12 protein-coding genes are annotated in these 11060 nt (G+C 51.1%); 8 read left to right on the top strand and 4 right to left on the bottom strand.

The annotated features are described in order from the left end of the window. The first annotated feature begins 7 nt into the window (after positions 1-7). The 3 genes from CTZ24_RS26345 to CTZ24_RS26355 are packed head-to-tail and all read left to right on the top strand — an operon-like array spanning position 8 to position 2276. On the top strand, positions 8-1027 hold the full coding sequence (locus CTZ24_RS26345; protein ID WP_208727188.1) for a PTS fructose transporter subunit IIC: 1020 nt from the start codon (positions 8-10) through the stop codon (positions 1025-1027). Positions 1028-1035: 8 nt separating this feature from the next. After that, positions 1036-1890 (top strand): helix-turn-helix transcriptional regulator, encoded by an 855-nt coding sequence (locus tag CTZ24_RS26350; protein WP_208727190.1) that lies wholly within the window; start codon positions 1036-1038, stop codon positions 1888-1890. Beyond that, positions 1887-2276, top strand: a complete 390-nt coding sequence (locus CTZ24_RS26355; protein ID WP_021185456.1) for a PTS fructose transporter subunit IIB — start codon at positions 1887-1889, stop codon at positions 2274-2276. Before CTZ24_RS26350 ends, CTZ24_RS26355 begins: the two co-directional genes overlap by 4 nt. Here CTZ24_RS26355 and CTZ24_RS26360 read toward each other — a convergent pair. After that, on the bottom strand, positions 2273-3022 hold the full coding sequence (locus CTZ24_RS26360; protein WP_208727361.1) for a phosphatase: 750 nt from the start codon (positions 3020-3022) through the stop codon (positions 2273-2275). The two genes, CTZ24_RS26355 and CTZ24_RS26360, sit on opposite strands and share 4 nt — an antisense overlap. A gap of 395 nt (positions 3023-3417) precedes the next feature. Between CTZ24_RS26360 and ptsP the strand changes: the two genes are divergently transcribed. The 5 genes from ptsP to tal all read left to right on the top strand — a co-directional run bounded on the left by ptsP (position 3418) and on the right by tal (position 9873). Continuing rightward, positions 3418-5928: a phosphoenolpyruvate--protein phosphotransferase gene (ptsP, locus tag CTZ24_RS26365; RefSeq protein WP_208727192.1), complete on the top strand. Its 2511-nt coding sequence runs from the start codon at positions 3418-3420 to the stop codon at positions 5926-5928. A 59-nt stretch (positions 5929-5987) separates the two neighbouring features. Beyond that, complete coding sequence (locus CTZ24_RS26370; RefSeq protein WP_208727362.1) at positions 5988-6308, top strand: PTS fructose transporter subunit IIB; 321 nt, start codon at positions 5988-5990, stop codon at positions 6306-6308. 174 nt (positions 6309-6482) lie between these two features. After that, the gene (locus CTZ24_RS26375; protein WP_021185452.1) at positions 6483-7586 is read left to right on the top strand and encodes a PTS fructose transporter subunit IIC; all 1104 of its coding nucleotides are present in this window, start codon (positions 6483-6485) and stop codon (positions 7584-7586) included. Positions 7587-7595: 9 nt separating this feature from the next. Next, positions 7596-8849, top strand: a complete 1254-nt coding sequence (locus CTZ24_RS26380) for a class II D-tagatose-bisphosphate aldolase non-catalytic subunit (RefSeq protein WP_021185451.1) — start codon at positions 7596-7598, stop codon at positions 8847-8849. Between the two features lie 73 nt (positions 8850-8922). After that, positions 8923-9873, top strand: a complete 951-nt coding sequence (gene tal, locus CTZ24_RS26385; RefSeq protein ID WP_244634112.1) for a transaldolase — start codon at positions 8923-8925, stop codon at positions 9871-9873. Positions 9874-9944: 71 nt separating this feature from the next. Here the strand turns inward: tal and CTZ24_RS26390 are convergent, their stop codons facing one another. The 3 genes from CTZ24_RS26390 to CTZ24_RS26400 all read right to left on the bottom strand — a co-directional run. Further along, positions 9945-10244 carry a helix-turn-helix domain-containing protein gene (locus CTZ24_RS26390; RefSeq protein ID WP_208727194.1) on the bottom strand — a complete coding sequence of 100 codons (300 nt, stop codon included), beginning with the start codon at positions 10242-10244 and terminating at the stop codon, positions 9945-9947. An 8-nt stretch (positions 10245-10252) separates the two neighbouring features. After that, on the bottom strand, positions 10253-10600 hold the full coding sequence (locus CTZ24_RS26395; protein WP_208727196.1) for a type II toxin-antitoxin system RelE/ParE family toxin: 348 nt from the start codon (positions 10598-10600) through the stop codon (positions 10253-10255). Between the two features lie 162 nt (positions 10601-10762). Beyond that, positions 10763-11060 (bottom strand): transketolase-like TK C-terminal-containing protein (locus tag CTZ24_RS26400; RefSeq protein ID WP_302474891.1); only part of this gene is annotated, 298 nt, incomplete at its 5' end.

Consider the following 11060-nt stretch of genomic DNA (forward strand, 5'->3'; position numbering starts at 1 on the left):
GGCGGGTATGTTAAAACTATTAAAAAATACCAAAAGACATTTTATGACCGGGGTGTCGTACATGATTCCGTTTGTGGTGGCAGGTGGTGTCCTGCTGGCGCTGGCGGTGATGTTCAACGGCCAGGCGGCGATCCCCGATCACGGCTTTCTTAAAGCGATGTCGCAGATCGGTCTGGCGGGTCTGACCCTGTTTATTCCAATTCTCGCCGGTTTTATTGCCTATTCGATGGTGGATAAACCCGGTATCGCCCCCGGTGCCATTGGTGGGCTGATGGCGTATCAAATGGGGGCCGGATTTTTAGGTGGTATGTTGGCTGGCGTGCTGGCCGGGCTGATTGTCTGGGGACTGCTGACGATCATCGACCGCCTGAAAATCCCGCATTTCCTGCGCATGGTGCTGCCGATTTTTATCATCCCGCTGGTCGGTACTTTTCTCACCGGGATGGCGGTTTATTACATTATCGGCGATCCGGTCGCCGGGCTAATGAAATGGCTCAGTGTCTGGCTCGGCAATATGCAAGGGGCGTCGTTTATCATTCTCGGCAGCGTGTTGGGTTGCATGATCGCCGTGGATATGGGCGGCCCAATGAATAAAACCGCGTTTTTCTTTGCTGTCGCGCTCATCTCCACCAACCCACAATTGATGGCTGCGGTCGCTGCCGCCGACTGTACGCCACCCCTCGGACTGGCGCTGGCCACCTTCCTGTTTAAGGGGATTTTTAACGACGTTGAACGCGAGGCGGGTAAGCCTGCGGTGATTATGGGTTTCATGGGTATCACCGAAGGGGCGATCCCATTTGCGGCCGCCGATCCGCTGCGGGTGATCCCGGCGATTATGCTCGGCAGCGCAGTGGCTGCCGTGATTTCATTGTGGTTTGGTGCCACCAATGCTGCCCCCTGGGGCGGTCTGATCGTCCTGCCGGTGGTCGGTAATCATTTGGGCTATATCGTGGCCGTCGCCGCCGGGACCGTCACTACGGCACTGGCGGTTAAGGTGCTGAAAACCGTCGTTAAACCGCAGGCATAAGGCAGGCTATGAGCGCATTTATCCAGTCGATTTTGAGCGAGTTCAGTATGCAATGTTCCACCAGCGACAGCGTGCTGGTGGCAAATGGCAACGCCCGGCCACCGGCGATGGCCTACCATCTGCATGTGCCGCGTATCGAGCTGACGGTGAAAGGCAGCCTCAGCATGCTGCTGCCGAAAGGGGAAGATAAGATCGTCAAATATCAACGGCCGGTCGGCACGGTCACCTATATCCCCGCCAATAGCTGGAACTCTCCGTTATGGGGCACCCCGGTGATCTGCATGTCGATTGTGTTCTGGAAGCAGGATGTGGGTTTCAGCATCAGCAACTGGGATGGTACGCAGTTCAAAGAAGTGGAGAAATTTAATCTTGAGAACTCCAGCAGCTCGGTGCGCGACCGTCTGCTTGAACTGGCGGAATCGCTGGCGTGGGTGCACAACAACAGGGGTGAAACCTTCGCCCATATTGTCTATGCGTTGCTGAATGACCTGCTGCACCAAATCACCGATGGCATGAGCAATGCCCAGGGGCCGCTCTCCCTGCTGGATGAGATCAAAAGTCATATTGATAGCCATTACCAGGCGGATATTAATCGGGAGAGCGTCGCAGCGACATTCAACATCTCCCCCGGTTATCTGTCGCGCCTTTTTTCCCGAGAGTCAGACGTAAAATTCAATGAATACCTCAAGTTAGCCCGGATATCGCGTTCGAAAACCTTGCTGACCAGCACCAACCTGAAAATTAATGAAGTCTCAGAGAAGTGTGGTTTCACCGATACCAACTATTTCTGCAAGGTGTTCCGGGACATCAATGACTGTACGCCGCTTGAGTACCGGCGTAAGAATAAGGGAGTAAGTATATGATGAGCCGAGCAGCAAAAGACGAAGTACACCCCTTCTCCAGCGAACGTAACCTGTATATCGTGGCGGTTACCGCCTGTGCCACCGGTGTGGCCCATACTTATATGGCAGCCGAACAACTGGAAAAGCTGGCGAAAACCTATAATTTCTCAATCAAAATTGAGACTCAGGGCGTATTGGGGTTGAAAAATCAGATTAGCGGAAAAAATATCCTCGATGCTGACCTGGTGATCATCGCCTCTGATATCACTATCGATCAGCCATTGCGCTTCGAAGGCTGTCGGGTGCTGAACATCTGCATTAACTCCCTGCTGCTGCGGCCGACGGAAGTGATTTCCGCGATTCGCAAGTCACTGAGCCTGCCCAGAGGCAACGTCATCGACCTCTAGCCTGCCGCATTCAACGCCGCATAAATTTCCTCGATTCTTTCCCCGCCGTGCCGCTCAAGAAACGCAAGGACGCGCCACGGCGAAGCATTCAGAATCCTGTCGGCTGGAAAATCTGCCTGTTGCAGCAGCGGCAGGCAGGCACTGAAGTCGCCCAGCGTAAAGGCGGAGTGAGAGTCAGTGCCGAGGGAGATCAGCCCCCCGCTGTCGCGCACAGCAGCAACAATCTTGCGACAATTACCTTCACTGCCACGTCGGGAATGGACAAACGAGGCGTTATTAACCTCGAGGGCCACATTACAGGCTTTCGCCGCTTCGACCACCGCTGGGATATCAATGGGGTATTCGGGATTACCCGGGTGGCTGATGATATGCACCTTACCGCTGGTCATCACCGCGATCAGCGCATCGGTATGGGTCACAATATCCGCCGGAGCGAACACCTGTTTGTGAAACCCGGCAATGACCAGGTCCAGCGCTGCGCGCATTTTCTCGCTGCAATCCGTCTCACCGCCCGCTTTGATGTTCGCTTCAATACCGCGCAAAATCCCCACCCCATCGACCACCCGCGGCAGAATACGCATGTTGCTGAAGTGAAAAGCATGAGGAGCATCGACCATTTCCGGTCCGTGGTCCGTGATGGCGATTAATTTAAGATTTTTACGCGTGGCGGCAGCAATATAATCATGCACCGTGCTGTAAGCGTGGGTGCTGGCTACGGTATGCATATGAAGATCAACGTTGTACATCATCCTTCCTTTTATTGTCAGAACTGTCACGCAATAATTTCTTTCTGATTAATCCTGCATAATTTCGTAGCGGCGCGATTTATCGCGCGTATTTAAAAAGTGCGATAAATCGCGCCGCTACGCACAGTACCAACATTAAGCGACCTCTGGAGGGTAAAAATAAAGGGTAAAAATGATCATTCAGTAGCAATTTTGTCACACCGCCTACGCAATTAATTAATTTATGATCATGCTCACAAATGAGTAATCAGAGTGCTTTTTTTAAGTAAATGACACTTTTTTTCTATTCAAAGCCCTCGATGAAAACGGAAGGATATAAATCATCAAGTACGGAATTGCGCGCCTGACCAGAAAAAATTATCAGCGTCTACCTTAAAGATTTATTGGGAGTGGTTATGTCAGAATTAATAAGCTATCAATGTGATCTCAGCGAGGGAATTCATGCCAGACCGGCGGGGCACATCGAGCGTCTTTGTAATTCTTTTCAATCCAACGTGTGCTGGGAAAATAGCCGTACTGGTCTTGAAGGAAATGCGAAAAGTGCCTTGTCATTGGTCGGCACCGATACCTTATTCAATGACATCTGCGCCATTACCATTAGCGGAGAGGATGCCCTGGCTGCGGCAAATCAATTATCTGCCTTACTGAAAAAACTGCCTGAATTTGAGGTGTCACCGACCGAGGAAAGCGCCGCACCAGCGGGCTATTTGCCACGCTCACTGCGAGAAACACAGCTCAATTTTATTCAGGGTTCACGCATCAGTGGCGGCGTGGCGATCGCCAAACCGGTGGTGGTTCGCAGCCTTTCTTTTGCTGAGATGCTGACGCGCAGCCCAACGCAGAAATATCCGCTGCAACAGGAAAAAAATGCCGTCATTGAAGGTATCGAAATCCTGAAAAATGAAAAAATCTCTGCGCTGGAAAGCACATCTGGCGTTGAGCACGATATTGTCCAGGCTCATTTATCAATAATGACAGATATCAGCTTTCAAAATGCCATCATAAATTATATCGACAGGGGTAAAAATGGTTGGCAGGCCATTATTTTATCTGCTATGGATTTTTGTGACGTACTCAACCGATCAGCCAGTAAATATATCAAAGAAAGAACCCTCGACGTCTTTGATATTACCAGCCAATTATTAGCCACCCTGTATGGTGATGATGTATTGCCGAAAAACAACCTCGACTTACAACAACCGTCAATAATTTTAGCCGACAACCTGACACCGAGTAAATTCCTCAGCATCGACAAACGTTGGCTGGCCGGTCTGGTGTTATCCTCCACGGGAAAAACATCACACACCGCAATCCTGGCGCGTTCGTTGGGTATTCCAACCTTAACGGATATTGATTTTCACGCACTACGTCTTGACGCACAGCAGGAAATTATTATTGACGGTAATCCCGGCATCTTAATTACTGCGCCTGATGCGCGCGTGCTGCGCTATTACCATCATGAAATGTCCGTTCAGCAGAAGATGCAGCAACAGATGCTGGCGACGGTCAACCAAACCGCCACTAGCGCCGACGGGCACCGTGTGGAGATTGCCGCCAATATCGCCAGTCTGGCAGAAGCTAACGCGGCGTTTGACAACGGTGCCGAAGGCATCGGCCTGTTTCGTACCGAAATGTCATTTATGGACCGGGAAACACCGCCTGATTATGCCGAACTGGCAGAACTCTATACCCAGGTCGCCATTCGCGCAGAAAACAAGCCGGTAATCTTTCGCACCTTCGATATCGGCGGCGATAAACCGGTGGACTACCTCAGTATCGGCGACGAGGAAAACCCGTTTCTGGGCTTTCGCGCAGTCCGTACCTATCGGCGCTATCAGGATTTATTCGCCATGCAGTTGCAAGCGATTCTGACCGCCTCGGCACACGGCAACGCCAAAATCATGATTCCAATGATCTCGAACGTCGAGGAGGTCATCTGGTGTCGTGAGGTACTGGCAGGTGTTATGCAGGAGATGAATCACGCAGGGCTGGCGTATAACGCGGGTATTGAGCTGGGTGTGATGCTGGAGGTGCCTTCCGTCATCTTCGCCATCCCGGAAATCGCTGAATATGCTGACTTTTTTAGTGTGGGCAGCAATGACCTGACGCAATACTTTTTTGCCGCCGACCGTGGCAATCGCCAGGTTGCAGAGGTTTATGACAACTATGCGCCCTCATTTATACGGGCTATGCAATTCGCGGCGCAGGAAGTACATCGCGCAGGCAAGTGGATCGGCATCTGTGGCGAACTGGGGGCCAGCCCGGACTTCCTGCCGTTATTCACCGGTATGGGCTTTGACGAACTCAGTATGAGCAACACCGCCATTCCTGGCGTCAAGCATGCACTACGCGAATTGAATTTCACCAAATGCCAGCAGTTAGCCCAGCAGACGGTGCAGCTTAAACGTTCAGCGGCAGTCAAAGCCGCCTTGCAAACGCCGGATGTCAAAGCGGTCAGCACCCGACCGCTGCTGGCACCCGAATTTATCCTGTGCGGTCTTGAGGCCAGCGATAAAAACGAAGTCATTAAAAAGATGACCGATAACCTCTGGCTGCACCATCGCACCGATAACCGGGAACAGTTATGTGACGATATCTGGGCACGGGAAGATTCCTTCTCCACTGCCGTTGGCTATGGTTTCGCCATCCCCCATACCAAATCCGATCATATTGGCTACTCCACCATCAGCATGGCAACACTTGCGAAACCCATTCTTTGGGGAGACCAGGAAGTGGCTACCGTCTTTATGCTGACGGTCAACAAATCTGCCGATCCCCAACAACATATGAAATATTTCTCCATTCTTGCCAGAACATTAATGAAAGAGGAGTTCCGCGATGCAATAAAGAATGCCGATAACGTCACCCTACTCTACAACCTGATGACCAGAACATTAGACGTATAAATTCAAGGTCAGATCAATATTTTAATAAACAGCCAAAGAAGCATAGCCAGGAGTTAATGATGAAAATCGTCGGAGTCGCAGCATGTATTACCGGTATTGCACATACTTATATGGCGCAGGAAGCGCTTGAGCAGGAGTGCAAAAAAAGAGGTTATGACGTCAAAGTCGAGACGCAAGGCGGCATGGGAATTGAAAACGAATTAAGTGAAGATGAAATTGCTGACGCGGATGTGGTCATTCTGGCGGTGGCGATTGGCATTGAAGGTGTCGAACGCTTTGAAGAAAAAGAGGACGCCGGGCGTATTATTTCATTGAATCCGGCAGAGGTGATTCGTAATCCGGCTGCGATCATTGATAAAGCCGAACAATTGACACAATAACGTCTGAATAAAATAGACCCCGTTTATTTTAACGACGGAATAATCGTGTAATACAACATCTCATAGATTTCTGTGAACGCCGTATTTCTGCAACCGGGCCATTCTGCCTGCGGATAAACACGCGCTAAGTCAGCGCACCGATTGTGGAAAACAGGGCGTTCGGGAGGAATAAACATGTCGGATAAGATGAAAACCATTAAGGATGATTTAGTCAAAGCCTTCAGTACCGGTGTGTCATACATGATGCCAGTGGTGGTGGTGGGCGGGATCTGCCTGGCGCTCTCTCTGGTGGGGGGGGAACCCACGCCCGGTAAAGGGATTGTCGTCACCAATCCGTTTTTATTGAATTTAGGGGCGATCGGCAGTGCGGGGCTCGGCATGATGATCCCGGTACTTGCTGCCTATATTGCCTACTCCCTTGCCGGTAAACCCGGTCTGACACCGGGTTTAGTCACCGGGTTTATGGCTGCCACACCGCTGGGAGAAGCCCATGTGGTGACCGGTTTTCTTGGCGCGATGCTGCTCGGTATCCTGAGTGGTTACGTCGCTAAATGGGTCAAGACCTGGAAAGTCGGCAAAGTACTGATGCCGGTGATGCCGATCCTGATCATTCCTATCGTCACCTCCTGCCTGGTCGGCATGCTTTATTTGTACGTGCTGATTGGCCCCATCGGGATGGCAATGAAGTGGCTGGTGTCGATGCTGTCAAATATGCAGGGGGGCAGCGGCCTGGTATTGGGTCTGATCCTCGGGGCAATGGCTGCCTTTGATATGGGTGGGCCGGTAAATAAAACCGCCACGGCATTTACCCTGGCATTAATGGCAGAGGGGATTTATGGCCCGAACGGTGCCTATCGTATCGCCTGTGCTATTCCGCCGCTGGGTATTGCGCTTTCAACCTTTATTTCCCGCAATAAATGGGCCGAAGATGAGAAACGTATGGGCACCTCTGCCGCCTTTATGGGGTTAATCGGGATTACCGAAGGCGCCATTCCCTTTGCAGTTAAAAACCTTAAAACCGTACTCCCCTCCATTATTATCGGCAGCGCCGTCGGTGCCGGTCTGGCGATGATTCACGGCGTTGAATCCATGGTGCCGCATGGCGGATTAATTGCCATTGCTGGCGTAAATAAAGGCGCAATCTGGTACGTCATCGATATGGCCATTGGCGTCATTGTCACTGCTATCTGTCTGCATATTTTACGTCCCAACATTAGCGACGCGGTTAAAAACGAAACCGTCAAGAAAACTATCACTTCTGATATGAATAAAGCCTAAGGAGTTGTCATGAAAAATACCATGAAGCAGTACGTCGATTATATCGTCAACGGTGGTAAATCAACGATGCTGGGTATAGGCCCGATGTCACCTGCCCTTATTCAGGCATGTTTTGAACTGGGCAAAGAAAAAGACCTGCCATTGATGTTTATTGCCAGCCGTAATCAGGTCGATGCCGATGAATTCGGTGCCGGTTACGTCAATAACTGGGACCAGTTCCGCTTTGCCGCCGATCTCAAAGCCATGGCAGAGAAGGTGGGGTTTGATGGCGACTACTTCCTGTGCCGGGACCACGGCGGCCCGTGGCAGCGTGACAAAGAACGTAAGGATCATATTCCGGAAGCGGAAGCGATGAAGCTGGCACGTCGTTCCTATCAGGTCGATATGGATGCCGGGTTTGACCTGTTGCATATCGACCCGACCAAAGACCCGTATGTGGTGGGTAAAGTTATCGATATCGAACTGGTGCTGAGCCGTACCGTTGAACTGATCCGCTTCTGCGAAGATTACCGTAAAGCCAACAACCTGAAAGAGTTTTTCTATGAAGTGGGAACAGAAGAAACCAACGGTGGCCTGACTGACATCAGCGCCTATGAAGGTTTCATTATCGAACTGAATAAACGGCTCTCTGCCGAAGGGTTACCGCAACCGCTGTTTATCGTTGGACAAACCGGCACCCTGACGCGTCTGACCAAAAATGTCGGACACTTCAATGACACCCAATCCGCTGAACTGTCGGCAATCAGTACCCGCTACGGTGTGGGGTTGAAAGAACATAATGGCGACTACCTGCCGGATGATATTTTGCTGAAACATCCGGGGCTGGGGATCACCGCCATGAACGTCGCCCCGGCTTATGGCACCATTGAAACCCGCGCCTACCTCAAACTGGCCGAAGTCGAAAAAGATTTAGCCGCGAAAGGACTTATCCAGTCAGCGTCTAACCTGAAAAGTGTGCTGACCCGCGAGTGTGTACTGAGCCACAAATGGGAAAAATGGATGACCGACGAGCATAAGAATAAGTCTGAAGAGCAGATCTTCAACGAGCCGGAGTTACTGAAAGAAATCCTTGAACTCAGCGGCCATTATAATTATGAAAAGCCCCCGGTGGTGAAAGAGATGAAAACCCTGTTTGCCAATCTGCGCGCATTTGGCGTGGAGCCAGAACGTTATGTCGTGAACAAAATTAAAGACATGATCCAGAACGAAGCGGAATGCTTCAATATGCCTGGCCTGACCTCGCGCGTCGCTCAAGCAAAATAATCTTTTCATCACGTCATAACAGGGAGCCTGGCGCTTCCTGTTATGCACATCCATCATTATCAGGGTTAAGATTATGAACCAGCTTGAGAAATTAAAGCAGCACACCATTATTGTTGCTGACAGTGGCGACATTGACAGCATCATTGCGTATCAACCCGAAGACGCGACCACCAATCCCTCATTAATTTATAAAGCCGCCCAGTTGCCGCAATATCAACAGCTGATCAAAGAGGCGGTGAGTGCAGTGAAATCACGTCAGCCTGGCAAAGCCGTACTCCCCTCCGCAGTGGCCGATTATCTGGCGGTCAGCATCGGCGCATTGATTTTGCAAAGCATTCCGGGACGGATCTCAACCGAGGTTGATGCCCGGCTTTCGTTTGCCTGCGATGCCAGCATTCACAAGGCACGGGAACTGATTGCCCTTTATGAAGAGAGGGGCATCACTAAAGACCGCGTCCTGATCAAACTGGCTGCGACCTGGCAAGGGATCCGTGCGGCTGAAGTGCTGGAAAAAGAGGGGATCAAGTGCAATCTGACGCTGCTGTTCTCCTTCGCCCAGGCCAGAGCCTGCGCTGATGCCGGTGTGTTCCTGATTTCGCCTTTTGTGGGCCGTATTTATGACTGGCACCAAAAGAACCATCCAGACACGTTGTTTACCATCGATAATGATCCTGGTGTGGCGTCGGTGCGGAAAATCTATCAATTCTACAAAATGCACGACTATCAGACGGTGGTGATGGGGGCCAGCTTCCGTACGCCGCAACAGGTACTGGCGCTGAACGGTTGCGACCGCCTGACCGTTTCACCGCAACTGCTGGCACAGCTGCAACAGAGCGAGGCAAACATCCCGGCCCCGCTGGCCTGGGACGGAATCGGCCAACCAAAACCGGATGCCATCACCGAAGCTGAATTTTACTGGGCGCACAATCAGGATGCGATGGCAGTAGAAAAACTCGCCGAAGGGATTCGCCTGTTTGCGGTGGACCAGAATAGTCTGGAAGGTTTGCTGATGCAGTATCTTTAAACTTTTCGCTCGGGAGACCGCCCAAAATATTAAACAGGGACGGAGGGCGGCTCCTGAACTAATACTGGTACTTAAAGGGTAAAATCCACATGCTCACCGCCGGGCATGTTGACACCAATGGTAAGCTGACCGCCCAGTGCCTCGACATATCTTTTCAGCGTGGCGATCTTAAGATCTTCCCCCCGACTTTCAATCGCCACTACCGAAGGCTGAGCAATCCCCATTGCTGCTGCCTGTTCGCGCTGAGTACGGTCTAACGCCTCTCGTAGCTTATACAACTGACTTTCCAGGCGCATCTCACTGACTTTTTTATCAATTCTTGCGAGGCTTTCTGCTGAAAGACCCGCTTTCAAATCATTCAGAGTTTTCATGCATTTCCTCACTTTAGTTTTTCCAGGTGACGCACATATTCACTTTCAGCAGTCTTTATCATTTCTTTGTAGAAGCGTTTTTCATCCCGTCCCTTCTTGTTTCCTGCACACAGAACAATCGCCTTTCTCTCAGGGTCGAATACAAAAAAACCTCTAACCGGTCTCCCATCGCTCTGTACCCTCAACTCCTTGAGGTTTGACAGTTTGCTACCATGTAAGGTATCCACATAAGGACGCCCGAGATGTGGCCCTTCCAGTTCCAGCATGGTTAGTGCGGCGATCATGTCTTCGCGTAATGCTTCATCCTGCTGTAGTAACCAGTCATAAAACAGGTCACTGAGTTCGACCTTCCACACAGTGTCATCCCTATATACTGTAGTCTATATTTTTATAGTATAGATTGTCGTTTATCAAGGCAAGCTAAAGGTGGGTACAGGTCATCCGTTCCAGCGTGGCCAATCTTCTGGCAATCAGACCGCTGCAAACATAATCGGGCAGCCTGATGGCCGCCCGGGTGATTACAGAATCGATTTCGCGGTTGCGACCACATTGGCAACGGTGAAACCAAACTCTTCGAACAGTTTCTCTGCCGGGGCTGATTCACCAAAGCGGGTCATACCGACGATTGCACCGTTCAGGCCGGTGTACTTGAACCAGTAATCGGCGATACCCGCTTCGATAGCCACACGCGCAGCCACTGCTTTCGGCAGGACAGATTCACGGTAAGCCGCATCCTGTTTGTCGAACGCATCGGTGGACGGCATGGAAACTACGCGCACTTTACGGCCTTCGGTGGTCAGCTGGTCGTAAGCACCG

Source organism: Pantoea phytobeneficialis (assembly GCF_009728735.1).
GTDB lineage: Bacteria > Pseudomonadota > Gammaproteobacteria > Enterobacterales > Enterobacteriaceae > Pantoea > Pantoea phytobeneficialis.

Excerpts from the sequence above, each read along its gene's own strand:
- CTZ24_RS26355 (WP_021185456.1), top strand. The coding sequence starts at position 1,887 with ATGATGAGCCGAGCAGCAAAAGACGAAGTACACCCCTTCTCCAGCGAA.
- CTZ24_RS26390 (WP_208727194.1), bottom strand. The coding sequence starts at position 10,244 with ATGAAAACTCTGAATGATTTGAAAGCGGGTCTTTCAGCAGAAAGCCTC.
- CTZ24_RS26370 (WP_208727362.1), top strand. The coding sequence starts at position 5,988 with ATGAAAATCGTCGGAGTCGCAGCATGTATTACCGGTATTGCACATACT.
- ptsP (WP_208727192.1), top strand. The coding sequence starts at position 3,418 with ATGTCAGAATTAATAAGCTATCAATGTGATCTCAGCGAGGGAATTCAT.
- CTZ24_RS26375 (WP_021185452.1), top strand. The coding sequence starts at position 6,483 with ATGTCGGATAAGATGAAAACCATTAAGGATGATTTAGTCAAAGCCTTC.
- CTZ24_RS26380 (WP_021185451.1), top strand. The coding sequence starts at position 7,596 with ATGAAAAATACCATGAAGCAGTACGTCGATTATATCGTCAACGGTGGT.
- tal (WP_244634112.1), top strand. The coding sequence starts at position 8,923 with ATGAACCAGCTTGAGAAATTAAAGCAGCACACCATTATTGTTGCTGAC.
- CTZ24_RS26360 (WP_208727361.1), bottom strand. The coding sequence starts at position 3,022 with ATGTACAACGTTGATCTTCATATGCATACCGTAGCCAGCACCCACGCT.
- CTZ24_RS26345 (WP_208727188.1), top strand. The coding sequence starts at position 8 with ATGTTAAAACTATTAAAAAATACCAAAAGACATTTTATGACCGGGGTG.
- CTZ24_RS26350 (WP_208727190.1), top strand. The coding sequence starts at position 1,036 with ATGAGCGCATTTATCCAGTCGATTTTGAGCGAGTTCAGTATGCAATGT.